This window comes from Stenotrophomonas sp. NLF4-10, from assembly GCF_022359915.1.
Lineage (GTDB): Bacteria > Pseudomonadota > Gammaproteobacteria > Xanthomonadales > Xanthomonadaceae > Stenotrophomonas > Stenotrophomonas daejeonensis.
Genome location: NZ_JAKSEE010000003.1, coordinates 2,470,144 through 2,491,078 on the forward strand (window position 1 = coordinate 2,470,144; position 20,935 = coordinate 2,491,078).

At 68.1% G+C, this 20,935-nt stretch carries 18 protein-coding genes and 1 tRNA gene; 7 read left to right on the forward strand and 12 right to left on the reverse strand.

Annotated elements, in window-relative coordinates; all coding sequences use genetic code 11:
• Positions 1–87 precede the first annotated feature (87 nt).
• Complete coding sequence (locus MIC98_RS11625) at positions 88–1,071, reverse strand: RluA family pseudouridine synthase (RefSeq protein WP_239737285.1); 984 nt, start codon at positions 1,069–1,071, stop codon at positions 88–90.
• A gap of 404 nt (positions 1,072–1,475) precedes the next feature.
• Between MIC98_RS11625 and MIC98_RS11630 the strand changes: the two genes are divergently transcribed.
• Complete coding sequence (locus MIC98_RS11630) at positions 1,476–4,511, forward strand: Rne/Rng family ribonuclease (protein ID WP_239737286.1); 3,036 nt, start codon at positions 1,476–1,478, stop codon at positions 4,509–4,511.
• A gap of 102 nt (positions 4,512–4,613) precedes the next feature.
• Here the strand turns inward: MIC98_RS11630 and MIC98_RS11635 are convergent, their stop codons facing one another.
• From MIC98_RS11635 to MIC98_RS11675, 9 genes are all read right to left on the reverse strand, one after another.
• On the reverse strand, positions 4,614–5,261 hold the full coding sequence (locus MIC98_RS11635) for a response regulator (protein WP_239738158.1): 648 nt from the start codon (positions 5,259–5,261) through the stop codon (positions 4,614–4,616).
• A gap of 361 nt (positions 5,262–5,622) precedes the next feature.
• Positions 5,623–5,715 (reverse strand) — tRNA-Ser (locus MIC98_RS11640).
• 77 nt (positions 5,716–5,792) lie between these two features.
• Positions 5,793–5,996 carry a carbon storage regulator CsrA gene (gene csrA, locus MIC98_RS11645; RefSeq protein ID WP_057640525.1) on the reverse strand — a complete coding sequence of 68 codons (204 nt, stop codon included), beginning with the start codon at positions 5,994–5,996 and terminating at the stop codon, positions 5,793–5,795.
• 137 nt (positions 5,997–6,133) lie between these two features.
• Entirely contained in the window at positions 6,134–8,785 is a 2,652-nt protein-coding gene (gene alaS / locus MIC98_RS11650; RefSeq protein ID WP_239737287.1) for an alanine--tRNA ligase, read from the reverse strand.
• Positions 8,786–8,886: 101 nt separating this feature from the next.
• Positions 8,887–9,384, reverse strand: coding sequence for a recombination regulator RecX (gene recX / locus MIC98_RS11655; RefSeq protein WP_239737288.1), 498 nt, complete (start codon positions 9,382–9,384; stop codon positions 8,887–8,889).
• 126 nt (positions 9,385–9,510) lie between these two features.
• Entirely contained in the window at positions 9,511–10,536 is a 1,026-nt protein-coding gene (gene recA, locus MIC98_RS11660; protein ID WP_239737289.1) for a recombinase RecA, read from the reverse strand.
• A gap of 185 nt (positions 10,537–10,721) precedes the next feature.
• On the reverse strand, positions 10,722–11,360 hold the full coding sequence (gene lexA / locus MIC98_RS11665; protein WP_239737290.1) for a transcriptional repressor LexA: 639 nt from the start codon (positions 11,358–11,360) through the stop codon (positions 10,722–10,724).
• 41 nt (positions 11,361–11,401) lie between these two features.
• Complete coding sequence (locus tag MIC98_RS11670; RefSeq protein WP_239737291.1) at positions 11,402–11,896, reverse strand: CinA family protein; 495 nt, start codon at positions 11,894–11,896, stop codon at positions 11,402–11,404.
• A gap of 8 nt (positions 11,897–11,904) precedes the next feature.
• Positions 11,905–13,479: a transglycosylase SLT domain-containing protein gene (locus tag MIC98_RS11675; protein WP_239737292.1), complete on the reverse strand. Its 1,575-nt coding sequence runs from the start codon at positions 13,477–13,479 to the stop codon at positions 11,905–11,907.
• A 123-nt stretch (positions 13,480–13,602) separates the two neighbouring features.
• Between MIC98_RS11675 and MIC98_RS11680 the strand changes: the two genes are divergently transcribed.
• The 3 genes from MIC98_RS11680 to MIC98_RS11690 all read left to right on the forward strand — a co-directional run bounded on the left by MIC98_RS11680 (position 13,603) and on the right by MIC98_RS11690 (position 16,904).
• Entirely contained in the window at positions 13,603–15,165 is a 1,563-nt protein-coding gene (locus tag MIC98_RS11680) for a helicase HerA-like domain-containing protein (RefSeq protein WP_239737293.1), read from the forward strand.
• Between the two features lie 3 nt (positions 15,166–15,168).
• Positions 15,169–15,678 carry a transcription elongation factor GreB gene (gene greB / locus MIC98_RS11685; protein WP_239737294.1) on the forward strand — a complete coding sequence of 170 codons (510 nt, stop codon included), beginning with the start codon at positions 15,169–15,171 and terminating at the stop codon, positions 15,676–15,678.
• Positions 15,679–15,896: 218 nt separating this feature from the next.
• Positions 15,897–16,904, forward strand: coding sequence for a DegV family protein (locus MIC98_RS11690; protein ID WP_239737295.1), 1,008 nt, complete (start codon positions 15,897–15,899; stop codon positions 16,902–16,904).
• A gap of 182 nt (positions 16,905–17,086) precedes the next feature.
• Here the strand turns inward: MIC98_RS11690 and MIC98_RS11695 are convergent, their stop codons facing one another.
• Positions 17,087–17,788, reverse strand: a complete 702-nt coding sequence (locus MIC98_RS11695) for a DUF3025 domain-containing protein (RefSeq protein ID WP_239737296.1) — start codon at positions 17,786–17,788, stop codon at positions 17,087–17,089.
• A 116-nt stretch (positions 17,789–17,904) separates the two neighbouring features.
• Positions 17,905–19,266: a 30S ribosomal protein S12 methylthiotransferase RimO gene (rimO, locus tag MIC98_RS11700; RefSeq protein ID WP_239737297.1), complete on the reverse strand. Its 1,362-nt coding sequence runs from the start codon at positions 19,264–19,266 to the stop codon at positions 17,905–17,907.
• Positions 19,267–19,513: 247 nt separating this feature from the next.
• Here rimO and MIC98_RS11705 point away from each other — a divergent pair, with 247 nt between their 5' ends.
• From MIC98_RS11705 to MIC98_RS11715, 3 genes are read left to right on the forward strand one after another with little or no spacing between them, the layout of a single operon-like run.
• A complete protein-coding gene (locus tag MIC98_RS11705) occupies positions 19,514–20,173 on the forward strand; it encodes a dienelactone hydrolase family protein (protein WP_239737298.1) in 660 nt (219 codons plus the stop codon).
• A complete protein-coding gene (locus tag MIC98_RS11710; protein ID WP_239737299.1) occupies positions 20,170–20,592 on the forward strand; it encodes an HIT family protein in 423 nt (140 codons plus the stop codon). The genes MIC98_RS11705 and MIC98_RS11710 overlap by 4 nt, the downstream gene beginning before the upstream one ends.
• Positions 20,593–20,622: 30 nt before the next feature.
• A complete protein-coding gene (locus tag MIC98_RS11715) occupies positions 20,623–20,790 on the forward strand; it encodes a DUF5668 domain-containing protein (protein WP_169788707.1) in 168 nt (55 codons plus the stop codon).
• The last annotated feature ends 145 nt before the right edge of the window (positions 20,791–20,935 follow it).

Here is a 20,935-nt window from a genome sequence, read left to right on the forward strand (position 1 = left end):
CACCGCCCTGCTGAATCCTTCGTTGCGCAATGAACGAGAAGCTGCCGTCCACCAGCATTCCCCGTTCCCTGTTCCCCATTCCCTGCCTCACCCCAGCCTGTCCAGCACCTCGGCCAGCTCCGGTGCCAACGGCGCATTCAATACATAGGGCGTCTTGCCGGCATCCAATGCGAACTCCAGTGATGCCGCATGCAGGAACAGCCGCTTCAACCCTGCCTGCTCGCGCAGGCGCTTGTTGACCGCCGGGTCGCCGTACTTGTCGTCGCCGGCCACCGGGTGGCCGATGTGCAGGGCATGCACGCGGATCTGGTGGGTGCGCCCGGTCTCGATCCGTACCTCGCAATAGGAATGGCCGCCGCGCCGCTCCAGCACCCTGAAATGGCTCAGCGACGGCTTGCCGGCGGCGTTCACCTGCACATGGCGCTCGCCGCCCTGGCGCAGGCCGACGTGCAGGGGCGCATCCACGCTCATCACGCCATCGGGCATGCGCCCGGCCAGCAGGGTCAGGTAGCGCTTGCGGATCCCCCCGGTGGCACCATGGTCTTCGCGCAGCAGCGCCTGCAGCTCGCTCAGCGCCGAGCGCTTCTTGGCCATCACCAGCAGCCCGGAGGTATCCCGGTCCAGCCGGTGCACCAGCTCCAGCGTCTGGTTCGGGCGCAGCGCGCGCATGGTTTCGATGGCACCGTGGCTGATGCCGCTGCCGCCGTGGCTGGCGACCCCGGAGGGCTTGTTGATGACCAGCAGCCGCGCGTCCTCGAACACGATGGCCTGCTCCATGCGCTGCAGGAAGCCGGCCGGTGGCGGCGTCTTGTCTCCGATTTCACTGAGATTGACCGGCGGTACCCGCACCTCCTCGCCCGCTTCCAGCTTGCGCTCGGCCTTGGCACGGCCGCCGTTGACCCGCACCTGGCCGCTGCGTACCAGCTTGTAGACCAGGCTGCGCGGCGCGCCCTTGAGCTGGCCCAGCAGGAAGTTGTCCAGCCGCTGCCCGGCCCGGTCTTCCGGAACCTTGATCAGGCGCACGCTGGATTTGGCCGCGGACGGGTTGCGGCGGTGTTCGGAGTCGGTCATCGGCCTGTTTATTCTGCTACACTCGGCGGGCGATATAAGGGTTTGATTTCGTTGGAAGTTGGTCAGGGCCAGAAGCCCCGCTCCCGACGGATCCGGCACAGTGCGCGGCCACCGCCCCCGGGGCGGCCATGTTAGCGGCTCACCGGCGTTCCCGGCCATCGCCGAGTGCCTGACAAGCATTCGCGCTGAACATGCCCCGCGCGGCGCTCCAGCTTGGCTGGGGCCGCCGCCGGTCCCGAAACACCTGAAAACTTGAACAAGAAGCGCTCCCGCGGCCTGCCGTGGTGTCGCAGCGCTGGAAACCCAAGCCGCCCTGTCCGCGCCTGCGCGAATGGGCGGCGAGCCGTGTCCAGAGGCCAAACGCCACGGCGTTCCGCGCGGTAGCAGCGCGCGAGGAACGCACAATGAAGCGAATGCTGATCAACGCCACGCAGGCCGAAGAACTGCGCGTGGCCATCGTGGACGGCCAGACCCTGTACGACATCGACATCGAACAGCCGTCCAAGGAACAGAAGAAGTCCAACATCTACAAGGGCCGCATCACCCGGCTCGAACCCTCCCTCGAAGCCGCCTTCGTCGACTACGGCGCCGACCGCCACGGCTTCCTGCCGCTGAAGGAAATCTCCCGCGACTACTTCCAGAGCGGCGTCGACCACAACAAGGCCGGCATCCGCGAACTGCTGCGCGAAGGGCAGGAAATCGTCGTCCAGGTGGACAAGGACGAGCGCGGCAACAAGGGCGCCGCCCTGACCACCTTCATCTCGCTGGCCGGCCGCTACATGGTGCTGATGCCGAACTCGCCGTCGGCCGGCGGCGTCTCGCGCCGCATCGAGGGCGAAGACCGCGCCGCGCTGAAGGAAGCGCTGGACAAGCTGAACATCCCCGACGACATGGGCGTGATCATCCGCACCGCCGGCGTCGGCCGCGATGCCGAAGAACTGCAGTGGGACCTGGACTACCTGCTCAGCGTCTGGCGCTCCATCGCCGAGGCCGCGCTGGCCAAGCCGGCGCCGTTCCTGATCTACCAGGAATCGCGGCTGATCGTGCGCGCCCTGCGTGACTACCTGCGCGCCGACATCGGCGAGATCCTGGTCGACACCGAGGAGCTGTACGAGACCGCGCGCGAGTTCATGCAGCAGGTGATGCCGCAGACCCTGCGCAAGCTCAAGCACTACAAGGACGACATCCCGCTGTTCAACCGCTTCCAGATCGAATCGCAGATCGAGGCGATCTACGAGCGCAACGTGCGCCTGCCTTCCGGCGGCTCGATCGTGGTCGACCAGACCGAGGCGCTGACCGCGGTGGACGTCAACTCGGCGCGCGCCACCAAGGGCAGCGACATCGAGGACACCGCGTTCCAGACCAACCTGGAGGCCGCCGAGGAAGTGGCGCGCCAGCTGCGCCTGCGCGACCTGGGCGGGCTGGTGGTGATCGACTTCATCGACATGTCCAGCAACAAGCACCAGCGCGAAGTCGAGAACCGCCTGCAGAACGCGCTCAAGTACGACCGCGCCCGCGTGCAGCTGGGCCGCATCTCGCGCTTCGGCCTGATGGAGATGAGCCGCCAGCGCCTGCGCCCGAGCCTGGGCGAATCCAGCCAGATCGTGTGCCCACGCTGCGACGGCCAGGGCCGCATGCGCAGCATCGAATCGCTGTCGCTGTCGATCATCCGCGTCGCCGAGGAACACGCGATGAAGGAGAACACCGGGCAGGTGCTGGTGCAGGCCCCGGTGGAGATCGCCAACTTCCTGCTCAACGAGAAGCGTGGCGCGCTGCGCGAGATCGAGCAGCGCCACGACGCGCCGATCATCATCGTCGCCGACGAGCAGTTGCACACCCCGCACTACGAAGTCACGCGCCTGCGCGACAACGAGCTGGGCGAGGAATCCGGCAAGCCCAGCTACCAGCGCGGGACCCCGCGCAGGCTGCCGGTGCACGCCTTGACCAAGGCGCAGCTGAATATCCCGCCGGCGCCGGCCGTCACCCACGTCAAGCACAGCCAGCCGGCCCCGGTACGCGAAGTGGCCGAAACGGCCCCCGCCCCGGCTCCGGTTGCCACTCTGGCCGCCCCCGTCGCGGGCGGCGTGATGGGTTGGCTCAAGCGCGTCTTCGGCGGCGAAACCACCCCCGCCGCTGCGAAGCCGGCCCAACCGCAACGCCAGGACAACGGCCGCGGCAACCGCAACGACCGTGGCCAGCGCCGCAATGGCAACAACTCGCAGCCGCGCGGCAACCGCCGTGACGAGCAGCGCCGCCAGAACGGCAACGGCAATCCGCAGGAACAGAAGAACGCCGGCCAGCAGCCCAAGCAGCGCAATGAACAGGGCCAGCAGCAGGCCAACAAGCCACCGCGCAACAACGAGCAGCAACAGCCCCGGCAGCAGAAGCAACCCAAGCCGCAGCAGCAGAAGCCGCAGCAGGCCGTCGAGAAGGAAAAGCCCGCACAGCAGGTGACCGAAAAACCGGCTCGCCAGCCCCAGCCCGAAGCAGCCCGTCCGGTAATCGCGCCGGCCGCCGCCGCAGCCACCGTGGTTGCAACGGAAGCCACGGCCGCCATCGAAACGTTGCCGAGGGAAGCCCCCGCGACCGTGGAAGCAGTTGCAGCCGTTCAAACCGAACAGCAGGCCGCCGCTCCCGCCGTCATCGACGATGCAACCGCCCCCGCAGCAGCAGCCGAGGAAACCGGTGGTGAAGGCAGCCGCCGTCGCCGCGGCCGTCGCGGTGGCCGCCGCCGTCGTCGCGGCAATGCCGACGGCAGCACTGCCATCGACAACCCGAACCAGAATGACGATGCTGGCGAAGACGGCGACGAGGACACGGCTACCGAAACCAACGAGTCCAACGCGACCCGCCCGGCCACGGCCCAGCCCGAGTTCGATTTCGACGACGAGCCGGTCACCGCTGCTGCAACGGTCGATGCCCCGGCACCTGCTCGCGTGCAGGAAACCGCTGCGCCGGCTCCCGTGGTGAAGGCGGAGCCTGCCACCACCGACCTGGTCCTCGAACCCGTCGCAGCAGAAGCGCCCGCGGCAAGCGCGGAAGCGGTCACATCGCCGGTCGAGGCGGTCGAGGTCAGCCACCCGGCCGCTCCCGAAACCGTGGAAACAGCAACGGTCGAAACTTCGCCGGTAGTGGAAGTAGCTGCACAACCGGTGCCGGAAGCAGTCCAGGAACCGGTGGCCCCCGTCGCGGCTGAACCGGCCGATCCGGTCGTGGCAGCGCCGCCGGTCGTGGAGGAATACCCCATCCACGAACAGGCAGCCACTCCGTCGGCACCTGCCGCGCCGGAAAACGGCCAGCTTTTCGCCGAAGCACCGGCAACGAAAACCGAGTCGGCGAACGCCAACGCAGCTGACGACGAAACGACTGCTCTGCCGGCGGAAGAAACCGCTGCGGTGGACGACGCCAAGACGGACGACGACCAACCCCGCAGCGCCTGAGCAGGCGCTGTCGTCAACAACGGAAAAGCGGCCTGATGGCCGCTTTTTCGTTTCCCAGCTTCCCGTTTCCCACACGCAGGACAGGAGGCCTTCGGTTCAAGTTCAAATCGCTTTGGTCGGATCCATCACGCCGTACTGCGCCGCCAGACGCACCAGCGCGATGTTGTCGTGCACCCCGGTCTTCTGGAACAGGCGCGCCTTGTGCGTGTTCACGGTCTTGGCGCTGAGGCTGAGCCGGCGCGCAATCTCCTCCTGCCGCCGCCCCTGCATCAGCAGCAATGCCACTTCCAGCTCGCGCGGCGAAAGCCCGTCGAACGGCGAGTCGCTCCCCTCCAGGTTCGACAACGCCAGATTCTGCGCAATGTGGCTGGACAGGTAGCGACGGCCCAGCGCCACGTCGTGGATGGCGCGCACCAGTTCCTTCGCATCGCCGCCTTTGCCCACGTATCCCGACGCCCCGGCTTCCAGCAGCCGCCGCGGCATCGGCCCATCCTCGGACACCGAGACCACGATGACCCGGGTGCCGTGGTCGCCCTTGACGATGCGTTCGGTGATCTCCAGCCCGCTCAACCCCGGCAGGTGCAGGTCGCACAACACCACGTCCGGCTGCAGGCGCCGTATCTGCGGCAGCCCCGTCTCGCCGTTTTCCGCCTCACCCACCACCTCGATGTCGGTCTCACCGGAAAGAATCATCTTGATGCCGGTGCGCACCAGCGCGTGGTCGTCGATGAGAAATACCCTGATGGTCATGCGCACTCCTCTCCCTGGCAAACAGGTGACAGTTGTGACTCGCCACGCCCCGTGTCCGGGCAGGCGGGCGATGGCAGCGCCAGCGCCCGTCATGGCGAAAGCCATGTGTATTATCAATCAGAAAAATGCCGGCTGACGCGGGGGATCGTCCCCTCCCCCATCGCACGGATGTCATGCGGCCGACCCTGAGCACAATGCGCGGATTGCCGATGCCCTTGCATCAGGGCATCCCCTACCCGCAGTTAGGGATACCCCGGAGGTGGCCCAGCCCCACTCCGGGGTCAAACGAATCATGCACGACCATACACGATGCCAAAAACAAAAGCGCCTGCGGATCATCGATCGCAGGCGCTTTCAGTTCTGGCGGAGTGAGAGGGATTCGAACCCTCGATAGAGCTTTTGACCCTATACTCCCTTAGCAGGGGAGCCCCTTCGGCCTCTCGGGCATCACTCCGTTTTCTTTCTTTTCCCTGCCTCGCGCCGCGAAGCAGGGCGCGAAGAATACCGTTTAACAGGGTGAAAGGTAAACCCTTATTCGGAAGTTTCTTTGCTTCCCGGCGCCGCGGGTTCGTCACCGCGCTGGATGCGCTGGAAGATTTCCTCGCGGTGCACCGCCACGTCCTTCGGGGCGGTGATGCCGATACGCACCTGGTTGCCCTTGACGCCAAGCACGGTGACGCTGACCGAATCACCGATCATCAGGGTTTCGCCTACGCGGCGAGTCAGGATCAACATTTTGAGAATCTCCATTAACCGGCGGGGTTCCCCACCGGCATCGGCGCGCCTGTTGCCTGCGCCCCACGACAAAGGGAAAGATTGCCAATGTTACTGGCAGGACGCCGATGGCTTCAAGGCGCGCCGGTACATTGCATTCACGCCAGGTGCGGCTTGACCCATTCCGACACGCCTTCGAGCGCGGCGACCAGCTTCGGGCCATCCTCGCCGCCGCCCTGCGCCATGTCGGGACGGCCACCGCCCTTGCCACCGGTCTGACCGGCGACATGGGCCAGCAGTTCCCCGGCCTTGACCCTGCCCAGCGCCGCGCCGCTCACGCCGGCCACCAGCGAGGCCTTGCCGTCCTGCGTACCGGCCAGCAGGACCACCGCGTCGCCCAGCTGCTGCTTCAGGCGGTCCACCGCCTCGCGCAAGGCCTTGGCGTCGAAGCCCTCCAGGCGCGCGGCCAGCACCTTCACGCCATTGATAGCGACGGCCGAAGCACCAAGGTCCGCGGTGGCGCCGGAGGCGAGCTTGGCCTTGAGCGCTTCCAGTTCGCGCTCCAGCTTCTTCTGCCGCTCGCCGAGCTGGCGGATCTTGTCGACCACGTCGCTGGCGGCGCCGCCCAACAAGTGCGCGGCCTCGGCCAAGCGCGCCTCCTCCGCGTCCACGTGGTCCAGCGCGCCCTGCCCGGTCACCGCTTCGATGCGGCGCACGCCGGAGGACACGCCGCCTTCGGAGGTGATCTTGAACAGGCCGATGTCGCCGGTACGGGAGACATGGGTACCGCCGCACAGCTCGGTGGAGTAGTCGCCCATCTTCAGCACGCGCACGTGCTCGCCGTACTTCTCGCCGAACAGCGCCATCGCGCCGAAGTCCAGCGCTTCCTGCATGCCCATGTGGTGCACTTCGGCGGCGTTGTTGGCGCGCACCTGCTCGTTGACCTTGCGCTCGACGAGCGCCAGTTCCTCGGCCGTGATCGGCTGGAAATGCGAGAAGTCGAAGCGCAGGCGGTCCGGCGCGACCAGCGAGCCCTTCTGCTGCACATGGGTGCCCAGCACCTCGCGCAGCGCGGCGTGCAGCAGGTGGGTGGCCGAGTGGTTGAGGATGGTGGCGCCGCGGCGGGCGGTGTCGATCGCGCCGGACAGCACGTCGCCCAGCTTGATCGTGCCCTGCTTCACGGTGCCGACGTGGCCGTGGAACTGGCCGGCGAACTTCTGCGTGTCGCTGACGGTGATTTCCGCGCCATTGGCGGACAACACGCCGTGGTCACCCACCTGGCCGCCGGACTCGGCATAGAACGGCGTCTGCGCGGTGAACACGATCACCGCATCACCGGCCTGCACGGTGTCGACCGGGCGGCCATCCTTGAGCAGCGCAACCACTTTCAGGCCATCGGCCTGCAACTGTTCGTAGCCGAGGAACACGGTCGGCGACAGCGTGGCGACCAGCTCGGCCGGCAACTGCACGCCGCCGCCGAACTTGCCGGCGGCACGCGCCATCTCGCGCTGGTGCTCCATCGCGCTGTCGAAGCCGGCCATGTCCACGGTCATGCCGCGCTCGCGGGCGATGTCGGCGGTCAGGTCGACCGGGAAACCATAGGTGTCGTACAGGCGGAACGCCTCGGCGCCGGGGATGATGCCGTCGCCGACCTTGGCCGCGACGTCGTCGAAGATCTTCATGCCGGCGTCCAGCGTCTCGGCGAAGCGTTCCTCTTCGGCCAATAGCGCCTTCTCCACGGTCGCGGCGGCGGCCGGCAGTTCCGGGTAGGCCTCGCCCATCAGTTCGACCAGCGTCGGCACCATCGCGCTGAAGAACGGCTGGCGCACGCCCAGCATCCAGCCGTGGCGCAGGGCGCGGCGGATGATCCGGCGCAGCACATAGCCGCGGCCTTCGTTGGACGGCAGCACGCCATCGACGATCAGGAACGCGCAGGCGCGGATGTGGTCGGCGATCACGCGCAGCGACTTGTTTTCCAGATCGGCGGTACCAGTGAGTGCGGCGGCCTTGCCGATCAGGGTCTGGAACAGGTCGATTTCATAGTTGGTGTGGACGTGCTGCAGGATCGCGGCCAGGCGTTCCAGGCCCATGCCGGTATCCACGCACGGTGCCGGCAGCGGCACCAGGGTGCCGTCGGGCTGGCGGTCGAACTGCATGAACACCAGGTTCCATATCTCGATGAAGCGGTCGCCATCCTCGTCCGGCGAGCCCGGCGGGCCGCCGGCGATGTGCTCGCCGTGGTCGTAGAAGATCTCGGTGCAGGGGCCGCAGGGACCGGTGTCGGCCATCTGCCAGAAGTTGTCCGAGGCATACGGCGCGCCCTTGTTGTCGCCGATGCGCACGATGCGTTCTTCCGGCACGCCGACCATGTCGCGCCACAGTGCATAGGCCTCGTCGTCGTTGTGGTAGACGGTGACCAGCAGGCGCTCGGCCGGCAGCTTCCACACGCCGGTCAGCAATTCCCACGCCCACGCGATGGCGTCCCTCTTGAAATAGTCGCCGAACGACCAGTTGCCCAGCATCTCGAAGAAGGTGTGGTGGCGGGCGGTGTAGCCGACCGAATCGAGGTCGTTGTGCTTGCCGCCGGCACGCAGGCAGCGCTGGACGTCGGCCGCGCGCACGTAGCTGCGCTTTTCCGCGCCGAGAAACACGTCCTTGAACTGCACCATGCCGGAGTTGGTGAACAGCAGGGTCGGGTCGTTGCCCGGCACCAGCGGCGCGGACGGCACGATGGTGTGGCCCTTGCCCTTGAAGAATGCGAGGAAGTCGGCGCGGATCTGGGAGGTGGTGACTTTGGCGGGTGTGTTCATTTGGACTGGCGATGAGCGGGCTGGCGGCCGCCGACGCCCGTGCGGGACGCACGGGTATCCTGAGCGGACGAAACCCTGAAAGGGTATCAGGCCCGGCCCGTTCAGTCCTCCGGGTCGTAGCGGGTGGCGCTGCGGATGCAGCCGGCGTCGAAGCCGCGCCGGGCCAGCAGGTCCGCGGCCTTGCGCCGCTGCGCCAGGTCCTGCGGCCCACCCTCGCCGAAACGCCGGCAGACCAAGTCGCGGGCGTTTTCGGCCCAGTCGCCCTCGAAGGTGGCCATCGCCGCCTCGATCTGCTCGCCGTCCAGGCCATGCGTGCCCAGTTCGGCACGGATGTGCAGCGGGCCGTAGCCGGCATTGGAGCGGTTGCGTACCAGCGCCTCGGCGAAGCGGGCGTCGTCCTGCCAGCCTTCCTCGGCCAATCGTGCGACCGCCGCGGCGGCCTCGTCGGCGTCGATGCCCTTGGCGCGGAGCTTGCGCCCCAGCTCCTTGCGCGAATGCTCGCGCCGTACCAGCAGCCCGAGCGCGCGCTGCAAGGGCGTCTGCTCGCGCGGCCGCCGGCCGCGGCGGGAGGATGGTTGCCGGTCTTCGCTGTCGTTCATCGCGTCGCCTGCCATCCCGCATGCGCGGGGCAAGCCCCGCACCTACGTGGGCTGGTGCCCGTGTCCATAAAACCGCGGGAGCGGGACGACGTCACTGACGATGCGCCGCCCCGCTCCCGCGGGCAATCAATCCTCGTCGCCTTCCTCGCGGCTGGCCTCGGTCGGCTGGAACTTCTCGCGTAGCTCGGCTTCGAGCTTGGCCGCCACCTGCGGGTTGTCGCGCAGGTAGCCGCGGGCGTTGTCCTTGCCCTGGCCGATGCGCTCGTCGCCGTAGCTGTACCAAGCACCGGCCTTGTCCACGAGCTTGGCGTCCACGCCCATGTCGATCAGCTCGCCTTCGCGGCTGATGCCCTCGCCGTACAGAATTTCGGTGATGACCTGCTTGAACGGGGGCGCCAGCTTGTTCTTGACCACCTTGATCTTGGTCTGGTTGCCGATGATCTCGTCGCCCTTCTTGATCGCGCCGATGCGGCGGATGTCCAGGCGCACCGAGGCGTAGAACTTCAGCGCGTTGCCGCCGGTGGTGGTTTCCGGGCTCTGCCCGGGCATCATCACGCCGATCTTCATGCGCAGCTGGTTGATGAACACCACCAGCGTGTTGGAACGCTTGATGTTGCCGGTCAGCTTGCGCAGCGCCTGGCTCATCAGGCGGGCCTGCAGGCCCGGCAGCTGGTCGCCCATCTCGCCCTCGATCTCGGCCTTGGGGGTCAGCGCCGCGACCGAGTCGATGACCACGATATCCACCGAGCTGGAGCGCACCAGCATGTCGGCGATTTCCAGCGCCTGCTCACCGGTGTCCGGCTGCGACAGCAGCAGGTCGTCGACGTTCACGCCCAGCTTGGCGGCATAGATCGGGTCCAGCGCGTGCTCGGCATCGATGAAGGCAGCGGTGCCGCCCATTTTCTGGCACTCGGCGATCGCCTGCAGGGTCAGGGTGGTCTTGCCGGAAGACTCCGGGCCGTAGATCTCGACCACGCGGCCCTTGGGCAGGCCGCCGATGCCCAGGGCGATGTCCAGCATCAGCGAGCCGGTGGGAATGGCCTCGACGGGCTCGACCACGCGGTCGCCCATGCGCATCACCGAGCCCTTGCCGAACTGCTTCTCGATCTGGCTCAGGGCGGCGGCAAGCGCGCGCTTCTTGTTCTCGTCCATCAGGTCGTTCCTCGCGGGTGATTTGGATTTCGTCATGGGGCTCACTGTAGGGGGGTGGTATCGCAAAGGTTGAGACTGGCGGCGATACCGTTGAATTTATTTTCCGGGCCTGCCCGCCGGCAGCCGTGGCTGCCGCGGCCGGGCATGGGGAAAGCACGCATCGGCGGCTGCGGAAGGGGGACGCCTCACCGGTTCGGACGCAGCAGGCCGCAATACAGCCCCTCGATGGCGAAGTCCTGGTCGGGCAGCACTTCGATCGGCGAGTAGTCCGGGTTGCGCGGCAGCAGGCGGATGCGGTCCTTGCCGACCTTCAGCAGCTTGACGGTGATCTCGTCGTCGATGCGCGCGACCACGATCTGCCCGGAACGGGCATCGCGGGTGCGGTGCACGCCGATCAGGTCGCCGTCGAAGATGCCCTCGTCGATCATCGAATCGCCCTGCACCTTCAGCAGGTAGTCCGGCGCCGGCGAGAAGAACACCTTGTCCAGCACCACGAAATCGTCCGAGCGGATGTCGGCGCCGATCGGCAGCCCGGCTGCGACGCGGCCCAGTATCGGCAGACGCAGCACATTGTCGTCGTTGGCGGCCGGGGCCGGCGCGCCGCCGGCGTCATCGGCATGCACCAGCCGGATGCCGCGGGCCCGCCCCGGTACGCGCTCGATGGCGCCGGCCGCTTCGAGGGCGTCGAGGTGGTACTGGGCCGAGCGCACGCCCTTGAAGCCGAAGGCACGGGCGATTTCGGTCTGCGAAGGCGGCACGCCCTCGGCCGCGATGCGCTCGGCGATCAGGTCGAGGATGGCCTGCTGGGTATCGGTCAGGTTCATGGTTAGTAGTATTACTACTAACAATCCGTTCCGTCAAACGGTCACAGCGTCTCCAGCCCGCGCAGGGCGGCGGCCACGGTCTGCCGGCGCACCGCATCGCGGTCGCCGTCGAAATGGAACAGCTCGGCACGGGTGTAGCCACCGCGCCGCTTCCAGCCGATCCACACGGTGCCGACCGGCTTGTCGGTGCTGCCGCCACCGGGACCGGCGATGCCGGTGACCGCCACGGCGACGCTGGCGCCGGAATGCACCAGGGCGCCGGACACCATCTCGATCACCGTCTCGCGACTCACCGCGCCCTCGCTTTCCAGCGTCTGCGGGCGCACGCCGAGCAGTGCCTGCTTGGCTTCGTAGCTGTAGGCGACCATGCCGCTGTCGAACCAGTCCGACGAACCGGACACGCCGGTCATCGCCTTGGCGATCCAGCCCCCGGTGCAGCTTTCGGCGGTGACCACGCGGTCGTGGGCGTCGCGCAGGCGCTCGCCGAGGCGGGCGGCGAGGCGGTCCAGTTCGAGGTCGTCGGGAACGGTGGACATGGCGGTTCTCAGCGGCGGCAGCCTTCCAATTTCAGCACCTGCCCCGGGCGGATGGCATAGGCCGGGGCGCGCAGGCCGTTGGCGCGGGCCAGCGTCGGCAGCTGGCACTGGAAGCGGGTGGAAATGCGGCCCAGCGTATCGCCCTTGACGACCTTGTGGGTGCGCGTGGCCGGGCGCTGCACCGGCCGCGGCGGCGCGGCCGCGGCGGCCGCCTGCATCGCCTGCACGTCGCCCACGGCGACGCTGCCGCTGTAGGCGGCACCGGGGCGCTTGATCGCGGCATTGAGGTCGGCGGTGATCAGGGCGCGGGCCAGGTCGGCGCGCGGGCCGTTGACGCAGTGGCGGTTGTACAGCCCGGCGATGCGGGTGGTGGCGTTGAGGGTGGTGCCGGCGGGAATCCAGCCGTCGGCCTCGTAGCGCGGGTTGAGGTTGCGCAGCGCGCGCATGTAGCCGTCGCGGGTACCGGCGCTGCCCAGGCAGATGGTCAACTCGTAGATGGTGGTGGACTTGGCGAGCCGGATCGTCGCCGGCTGTGCGTTGACCTTGGGGAACTCGACGCCGTACTGCTGCGGGTGCAGGAAGATCCACGCCGCGGCGATCACCATCGGCACGTAGTCCTTGGTTTCGCCGGGGAACTGGCTGTAGACCGAGTCGGTCCAGAAGCCCTGCCCCGCGCTCTGGTTGAACACCCGCAGCGCACGGCCCTCGCCGCCGTTGTAGGCGGCCAGCGCCAGCTCGATGTTGCGGTTGAGCTGGCCCATGCGCTCGTTCATGTAGGCGGCGCTGGCCTCGGCGGCACTGCGCGGATCAAAGCGCGTGTCGAAGCCGGTACCATCGGGGCCCAGCCCGAAGCGGCGGCCGGTGGCGGGCATGAACTGCATCAGCCCGGCCGCGCCGACGCGCGAGGAGGCATGCACGCGGCCGTTGGATTCCTTGGCCATGATGCCGAACAGCAGCGCCTCGGGCAGGCCGCGCTTCTCCCACTCCGGCCACATCACCGCGCGCAGGTTCATGTAGTTCTCGTAGCTGGTCAGCAGCGCCGGGCGCATGTCGGTGAGCCAGCGGCGGATGCCGGCCTGGATGGCCGGGTTGTATTCGACCATGTCGTCGAAGGCATGGCGGTGGTCGTTGAGCAATGCCGCCGCGCGCGCGGCCTCGGGCACGTCGGCGACCAGCGGGCCGACGTGGTCGGGATCGGCTTCGAGGGTGTCGCCGGCCTCGTCGGCGACATCCTCGCCGCTGGCGTCGGCCTGCCGCTTCAGCAGGCGCTTGTAGGTGGACAGCAAGGTGCCCACCTGGCAGCCCTTCTGGCCGATGCAGGCATCGATGACGTCCTCCATGTCCTCCAGCGCCGCGTCGCCCTCGGCGCTGCCCTTCGGGTCGGCGTTGGCGACCAGCACCAGCGCGTCGGTGTAGCGTTTCTCCGCGGCGGCCATGCGCTGCTCGATCACGTCCACCTTGGCCTTGTCGCGGGCGGACACGCGCTGGGCCTGGGCGGCGGGGACAGCGAGCAGCAGCGTGGCGGCAACCAGCAGGACGCGGCGGCGGGCGGGTGGAGCGGTCGAGGCGAAAAAAACAGGCATCAGCAGCGGCACGAGCGGAAAGGCAGGCAGGGTAGCCGCCGCCCTCGCCCGGCGGCAACCGGCCCGGCGCCGCGATACAGTCGGCCGTTAGAATCCTTTCCCCGCCACCGCAAGAGCACGTACATGGACCCCATCCTGATCGGCAAAGGCACCACCGACGACGTCGCCGTCACCCTGCTGCCGCGCTTCGGCAACCGCCACGGGCTGGTGGCCGGCGCCACCGGCACCGGCAAGACGGTGACGCTGATGACGCTGGCCGAGGGCTTCAGCCGGATCGGCGTGCCGGTGTTCCTGGCCGACGTGAAGGGCGACGTGGCCGGGCTGGCGGTGCCGGGCGAGATCAACGAAAAGCTGGCCGCGCGCGCGGCCGAGATCGGCGTGGACGGCTACACCGCGCAGGCCAGCCCCACCATCTTCTGGGACCTGTACGGCCAGCAGGGCCACCCGGTGCGCACCACGGTCAGCGAGATGGGGCCGACCCTGCTCGCCCGCATCCTCGAACTCAACGATACGCAGGCCGGCGTGCTCGACATCGTGTTCAAGCTGGCCGACGACCGCGGCCTGCTGCTGCTCGACCTGGACGACCTGCGCGCGCTGCTGAACCTGGTGGCCGCCGAGCGCAAGGACGTTTCCACCGAATACGGGCTGGTCAGCGCGCCGAGCATCGCCGCGATCCAGCGCGCGCTGCTGCGGCTGGCGCAGGACGGCGGCGAGCAGTTCTTCGGCGAGCCGGCGCTGGAACTGGCCGACATCATGCGCGTCAACCACGATGGCCGCGGCGTGATCGGCATCCTTGCCGCGGCGCAGCTGATCCTCAAGCCGCGGCTGTATTCCACCTTCCTGCTGTGGCTGCTGTCCGAATTGTTCGAGCAGTTGCCGGAAGTGGGCGACCTGGAAAAGCCGAAGCTGGTGTTCATCTTCGACGAGGCGCACCTGCTGTTCGACGGCGCGCCGGCGGCGCTGGTGCAGCGCATCGAGCAGGTGGTGCGGCTGATCCGTTCCAAGGGCGTGGGCGTGTATTTCTGCTCGCAGTTCCCCGACGACGTGCCGGGCAACATCCTCGGCCAGCTCGGCAACCGCGTGCAGCATGCGCTGCGCGCCTTCACCCCGCGCGACCAGAAGGCGGTGAAGACCGCCGCGCAGACCTTCGTGCCGAACCCGAAGCTCGACGTGGTCGCCACGCTGTCGCAGCTGGGCACCGGCGAAGCGCTGGTGTCCACGCTGCAGGACAAGGGCATTCCTTCGCCGGTACAGAAGACGCTGGTGGCGCCACCGCGCTGCCGCATGGGCGCGATCAGCGAGGCCGAACGCATGCAGGTGCGCGCCGGCAGCCCGGTGGGCAGCCGTTACGACACCGCCATCAACCGCGAATCGGCCTCCGAACTGCTGGCCCGGCGCGCGCAGCAGGCTGCCGAGCAGGCGCAGGCGCCCAAGGTGCCAAGCGGGGAACAGGGCGGCGGCATCGGCCGGAAGATCAACGAGTTCCTGTTCGGCAACGGCCGCCGCCAGGGCGTGGTCGAGTCGGTGGCCAAGCAGACCACGCGCAACGTCGGCGGCTCGATCGGGCGCAGCGTCGGCAGCTCCATCGGCGAATCGGTGATGGGCAAGACCGGCAAGAAGTACGGCGGCCAGATCGGCAACCAGATCGTGCGCGGCATCCTCGGCGGCATCTTCGGCAGGCGCTGAAGCATGTCGCGCTGGCGTCCCCCCGCGGAAAAGAGCACCGCACTGATCACCGCGCAGGGCCATGCGCGGCTGAAGGCCGAGCTGGACGAACTGTGGCGGCAGCGCCGGCCCGAGGTGGTCAAGGCGCTGGCGGCGGCCGCCGCCGAGGGCGACCGTTCGGAAAACGCCGAGTACACCTATCGCAAGAAACAGCTGGGCGAGATCGACCGCCGCGTGCGCTACCTGAGCAAGCGGCTGGAAGCGCTGCGCGTGGTCGATGCCCGCCCCAGCGACCCGGACGCGGTGTTCTTCGGCGCCACGGTGGAACTGGAGAACGTGGACAGCGGCCAATGCCACCGCTACCGCATCGTCGGCCCGGACGAAACCGATGCCGGCGCCGGCTGGATCAGCATCGATTCGCCGCTGGCGCGCGCGCTGCTGAAGAAGCGCATCGACGACGAATTCGAGGTGGAACTGCCCGGCGGGCGGCAGGGCTTTGCGATCATCGGCATCGACTACGCCGAAACCCGGTAGGAGCGCACCTTGGTGCGCGATGAAGCCTTCGGCGAAGGCAATGATTTCCCCTGAAAGCTTGCGCACCCGACACATACGCCAGCGCACGCAGATTGCCGGCCAACACCCTGAAATCAAGCAGCTAGGACACTGCCACCCAGCCCTGCCCACCCGCAGTTGACGCGCATTCACCTGCCTGTGTATTGCTTCCCGATTGCCCATGTCGACACGGAAGGAACATGCACGCGATCACCCCGACGGACCCGGCCACCGAACAGGACGCCACCAGCCACCGCCGGCCGGCGCGCACCGGCCTCGTCATCGACGCCTCCTGCGACGTGGCGCCGGATTTCATCGCCCACCCGGATGTGGCGGTGATCCCCATCCCGATCCGCATCGGCACGGCCACCTACGTCGACCAGCACGACGCCGACGCCACCAGCCGCTACATGCGCGAGAACGCCAACGGCGAGGGCGTGACCGGGCAGTCGATACCGCTGGACGCGGCGCAGATGAGCGCCTTCTTCCTCGAACGCTTCGCGCTGGACTACGACTCGGTGTTCTGCCTGACCATCACCGCCAGCCGCAGCCCCATCCACGATGCCGCCCGCCACGGCAGCACGCTGGCGATGAACGCCATCCGCACTGCCCGGCAGGCCTCCGGCATCACCCGGCCGTTCCAGTTCCGGGTCATCGACACCCGCAACATGTTCGCCGGCTCCGGCATCCCGGCGATGGCGCTTATGGACATGCTGCAGGCGCAGGTGCCACCCAAGGACATCCGCGACTCACTGCAACGCATCATCGACGCCACCCACACCTATTACGCGCCCGACAACCTGGGCTATGCCCGCACCCGCTCGCGCGTGCGCGGCGACCGCAGCATCAAGCTGTTCAGCGTGCTGCTGGGCAGCGCGCTGAACATCAAGCCGATCATCCTCGGCCGCCAGGGCGACACCCAGCCGGTCGGCAAGTTCCGCGGCCGCGACGAGGCCTGGAACCGCCTGTTCGCCCATGCCGAGGCGCAGGTACGACGCGGCCTGTATGCGCCGCACCTGATAATTTCCTACGCCGGCCCGGTGGAGGACGTGCTGCGGGTCGAGGCACTCGCGCGCCTGCGCCGCACCTGCGAGGCAGAAGGCGTGCGCCTGCACGTGCTGTCGATGAGCATCACCGGGATGATGAACATCGGCCCCGGTGGGCTGACATTGGCGTTTGCCGGGGAAACGCAGCGGGATCATTTTTGAGTAGTGACGGCCGCTGGCCGGCATTACCGTCCACCTGTGGTGGGTGCCGGCCGTGGGTCGGCGCAATCGGACGGTGAATCAACGGGCTTCCCCGGCAACGCCCCATGCGGGGCAAGCCCCGCATCCACGGCGTCCCGATGCCCTGCCGCCCGACCAACGGTCGGGCGCCACCATTACAGGCACTACAGGCCAGGCGGATACACCCGCCCCTCGCGCAATGGCCTGAAATAATCGGTTTGCACGTAAAACGCCGCATCCTGCTGCGCATGCCAGCCGGGGATACCGGCCAACGGCAAAGGGCGTAGCTGCAGCGGGTCGTCCAGCACGTCGCCCTGCACAATGGCTTCGGCCACGCGCGCCACGCCGGCGGCATCGTCATCGCCAAGCACCACCACGCACTTGCCGACCAGCAGGCGGCCGGGCAGCAGCGCCTGCTCCAGCAGCGCATGGCCGACCACCGCGGCAACGGCGATGCCGCCGCTGCGCCATTGCGCTGCGCCATCCACGAACAGCGCGCGCCAGTCATGCCGGTCCCATGCCGCCAGCAGGCCGGCGTCGCGCACCCGCACCACCAGCCCGGTTTCGTCGAACTGGGTCAACGCCGCCTGCGCGCGGTTGCGCCGGTGTGGCCCCATCGTCGCGATGTGTCGGCATTGCCTCGCATTGAGCGCCAGCTTGATGGCCGGGTGGCGCATCCATACCAGCGCGTTGAACAGGTCGTGCCAGTTTTCCGCACGCGTGGCGATGCGGCCGCGCTCGCCGATGCGCACCTCGTAATGCAGGCCATCGGCCAGCAGCGCTGCGTCCTGCGCGACGAAACGCTTGTCCGGCAGCGGCAGCCGCATGTTGAGCGCGTCGATGGCCGGCCAATCGGGCGCGTCCATCAGGTCCCCGCAAGCATCGAAACCGGCAAACAGCGGGTGCGCGAAACAGGCCGGTGCCGCCTGCCCGCGCGGCGGAGCGACGAACCTGCGCCGCGCCCCGGCCACTCCGGTTTCGCTCACAGCACCTTGAGGTCGAACGTCTTCGGCGCCGGTTTGGCGATGGCGTCGCCGAACAGGTCGTGCTCGTCGCTGTCGGTGATTTCCACATCGACGAAATCGCCGACGCGCAGCCCGGTTTCGGCGGCGTTCTGGATATGCACCAGCCCGTCGATCTCCGGTGCATCGGCCTTGGAGCGCGCCACCGCGATGCCGTCCTCGATCACGTCGACCAGGCACTGCTGCACGCTGCCGATCTTCGCTTCCAGCTTCGCCGCGGAAATGGCCGCCTGCTTTTCCATGAAGCGGGCAAGGCGCTCCTGCTTCACTTCCTCCGGCACCGGGTCGGGCAGGTCGTTGGCGGTGGCGCCTTCGACCGGCGAATAGGCGAACGCGCCGACGCGGTCGAGCTGGGCGGCGTCGAGGAAGTCGAGCAGTTGCTCGAACTCGTCCTCGGTCTCGCCGGGGAAGCCGACGATGAAGGTGGAGCGCACGGTGATGTCCGGGCAGGTCTCGCGCCAGCGCAGCACCCGCTCCAGCGTCTTGTCGACCGCGCCCGGGCGTTTCATCAGCTTGAGGATGCGCGGGCTGGCGTGCTGGAACGGGATGTCCAGGTACGGCAGCACCCTGCCTTCGGCCATCAGCGGCACGACGTCATCGACGTGCGGGTAAGGGTAGACGTAATGCAGGCGCGTCCACGCATCCAGCTCGCCCAGCCCTTCGCACAGCGCCTTCATGCGCGTGGCGTATTCCTTGCCGCGCCATGTACCCGGCGCGTATTTGCGGTCCACGCCGTAGGCCGAGGTGTCCTGCGACACCACCAGCAGCTCGCGCACGCCACCTTTGACCAGCCGCTCGGCCTCGCGCAGCACGTCATCGACCGGGCGCGAGACGAGGTCGCCGCGCATCGACGGGATGATGCAGAAGCTGCAACGGTGGTTGCAGCCTTCGGAAATCTTCAGGTAGGCGTAATGGCGCGGGGTCAGCTTGATGCCGTAATCGGGGACGATGTCCACGAACGGGTCGTGCTTCGGCGGCAGTGCCGCATGCACCGCCTCCATCACCGTCGTGTAGTCCTGCGGGCCGGAGACGGACAGCACGTCCGGGTAATGCGCGCGGATCATGTCCCCCTTCTTGCCCAGGCAGCCGGTGACGATGACCTTGCCGTTCTCGTTCATCGCCTCGCCGATGGCGTCCAGCGATTCGGCCACCGCCGAGTCGATGAAGCCGCAGGTGTTGACCACCACCACGTCGGCCGCGTCGTAGGACGGCACGATGTCGTAGCCCTCCACCCGCAACTGGGTAAGGATGCGTTCGGAATCGACCAGGGCTTTCGGGCAGCCAAGGCTGACGAAGCCGACTTTGGGGTTCAGCTGGGACATGGGTTCTGCGGTTCTGGGGGCCGGGGATCGGAATGACCTGGGGCCGGAAGCGCGGCGATTATACCGGGCCGGCCGCATGCGCCTGAACGCTCCCGACGCCTGCCCGAACCTGCCCGAAAACGCCTTGCAGGAGCGACGTCAGTCGCGACCGGGCTTTACCGGGAAAACTTCAGTCGCGACTCACCTCGCTCCTGCGGCTGCTTCTACAGGTAGGCTCGAGCCCTCACCACTTCGCAAGGAAACCGCCATGTCCCAGTGGATCACCCTCGACACCCCACACGGCCCGGTCCGCGCCTGGCAGGCCCTGCCCGACGCCACGCCCCGCGCCGGGCTGGTGGTGATACAGGAAATCTTCGGCGCCAACGCCCACATCCGCCATGTCGCCGGGCAATACGCCGCCGCCGGCTACGCGGTGCTGGCGCCGGCGTTCTTCGACCCACTCGCACCGGGGCTGGAACTGGATTACGACGCCGCCGGCACCGCCCGCGGCAAGGCGCTGGTGGACGAACTCGGCGTGGACCGCGCGGTGGACATCGTGGACGCCGCCGCCCGCGCGCTGGCCGGGTACGGCAAGGTCGGCACCGTGGGCTATTGCTGGGGCGGCACCATCGCCCTGCTCGCCGCGCAGCGGCTGGGCCTGCCCTCGGCCAGCTACTACGGCGCGCGCAACGTGCCCTTCCTCGATACCCCGTTCAAGGCCCCGGCCATCTTCCATTTCGGCGAGCTCGACCCCTCCATCCCGGCAGCCGCCGTTGCAGCGCATCGTGAAAAGCAACCGGCAATGCCGGTATATGTCTATCCGGCCGACCACGCCTTCAACCGCGAGGTCGGCTCGCACTACCACGCCCCGAGCGCCGACCTGGCGCGCGAACGCACCCTGGCCTTCCTCGAAGAGAACCTGCGATGACCGAAGCCGTGACGTCCGATTTCGAGCTTGATACCCGCCTTGCCGCCGACAGCGTGTTGGTCGCCGACGGCCCGCTGTCCCAGATCCGGCTGATGAACGACGGCCGCTTCCCGTGGATCGTGCTGGTGCCACGCGTGGCCGGGGCCAGCGAGTGGATCGACCTGGACGGCGGCCAGCAACGCCTGCTGCTGGCCGAGATCGACCAGATTTCCCGGCACCTGAAGCAGAAGCCGAACGTCACCAAGCTCAACATCGGCGCGCTCGGCAACATCGTGCGGCAGCTGCACGTGCACCTGGTCGGCCGCCACGAGGGCGACGCCGCCTGGCCCGGCCCGGTATGGGGCAGCGGCCCGGCGCAGCGCCTGGACTCCGGCGTGCTGGCCGAGCGTGTCGAAATCTGGCGGCAGCGGCTACGATAGCCGCCACTCCAACCACGGACCTGCACGCCGATGCGCTCCAACCTGATTGCCGCACTGATCCTGATCATCGTCGGCCTGTTCTTCCTGGCCAAGAACCTGGGCTGGATCAACGGCAACATCGGCGCGATGCTGGCCACCTGGTGGCCGGCGCTGCTGGTCGTGGTCGGCATCGGCATGCTGTTCGGGCGCGGCAGGTAAGCGCGCCGACCCGCCGCTTTGCCCTTCTCCCTCCGGGAGAAGGTGGCGCGCAGCGCCGGATGAGGGTGCGGGCGAGGCCTCGTGTCGCCAACCATCATTGGGGCTTCGCTCCAACCCTCTTCCCCCCCCCCCGCTCCGCGCCTTG

Excerpts from the sequence above, each read along its gene's own strand:
- MIC98_RS11625 (WP_239737285.1), bottom strand. The coding sequence starts at position 1,071 with ATGACCGACTCCGAACACCGCCGCAACCCGTCCGCGGCCAAATCCAGC.
- MIC98_RS11630 (WP_239737286.1), top strand. The coding sequence starts at position 1,476 with ATGAAGCGAATGCTGATCAACGCCACGCAGGCCGAAGAACTGCGCGTG.
- MIC98_RS11635 (WP_239738158.1), bottom strand. The coding sequence starts at position 5,261 with ATGACCATCAGGGTATTTCTCATCGACGACCACGCGCTGGTGCGCACC.
- csrA (WP_057640525.1), bottom strand. The coding sequence starts at position 5,996 with ATGTTGATCCTGACTCGCCGCGTAGGCGAAACCCTGATGATCGGTGAT.
- alaS (WP_239737287.1), bottom strand. The coding sequence starts at position 8,785 with ATGAACACACCCGCCAAAGTCACCACCTCCCAGATCCGCGCCGACTTC.
- recX (WP_239737288.1), bottom strand. The coding sequence starts at position 9,384 with ATGAACGACAGCGAAGACCGGCAACCATCCTCCCGCCGCGGCCGGCGG.
- recA (WP_239737289.1), bottom strand. The coding sequence starts at position 10,536 with ATGGACGAGAACAAGAAGCGCGCGCTTGCCGCCGCCCTGAGCCAGATC.
- lexA (WP_239737290.1), bottom strand. The coding sequence starts at position 11,360 with ATGAACCTGACCGATACCCAGCAGGCCATCCTCGACCTGATCGCCGAG.
- MIC98_RS11670 (WP_239737291.1), bottom strand. The coding sequence starts at position 11,896 with ATGTCCACCGTTCCCGACGACCTCGAACTGGACCGCCTCGCCGCCCGC.
- MIC98_RS11675 (WP_239737292.1), bottom strand. The coding sequence starts at position 13,479 with ATGCCTGTTTTTTTCGCCTCGACCGCTCCACCCGCCCGCCGCCGCGTC.
- MIC98_RS11680 (WP_239737293.1), top strand. The coding sequence starts at position 13,603 with ATGGACCCCATCCTGATCGGCAAAGGCACCACCGACGACGTCGCCGTC.
- greB (WP_239737294.1), top strand. The coding sequence starts at position 15,169 with ATGTCGCGCTGGCGTCCCCCCGCGGAAAAGAGCACCGCACTGATCACC.
- MIC98_RS11690 (WP_239737295.1), top strand. The coding sequence starts at position 15,897 with ATGCACGCGATCACCCCGACGGACCCGGCCACCGAACAGGACGCCACC.
- MIC98_RS11695 (WP_239737296.1), bottom strand. The coding sequence starts at position 17,788 with ATGGACGCGCCCGATTGGCCGGCCATCGACGCGCTCAACATGCGGCTG.
- rimO (WP_239737297.1), bottom strand. The coding sequence starts at position 19,266 with ATGTCCCAGCTGAACCCCAAAGTCGGCTTCGTCAGCCTTGGCTGCCCG.
- MIC98_RS11705 (WP_239737298.1), top strand. The coding sequence starts at position 19,514 with ATGTCCCAGTGGATCACCCTCGACACCCCACACGGCCCGGTCCGCGCC.
- MIC98_RS11710 (WP_239737299.1), top strand. The coding sequence starts at position 20,170 with ATGACCGAAGCCGTGACGTCCGATTTCGAGCTTGATACCCGCCTTGCC.
- MIC98_RS11715 (WP_169788707.1), top strand. The coding sequence starts at position 20,623 with ATGCGCTCCAACCTGATTGCCGCACTGATCCTGATCATCGTCGGCCTG.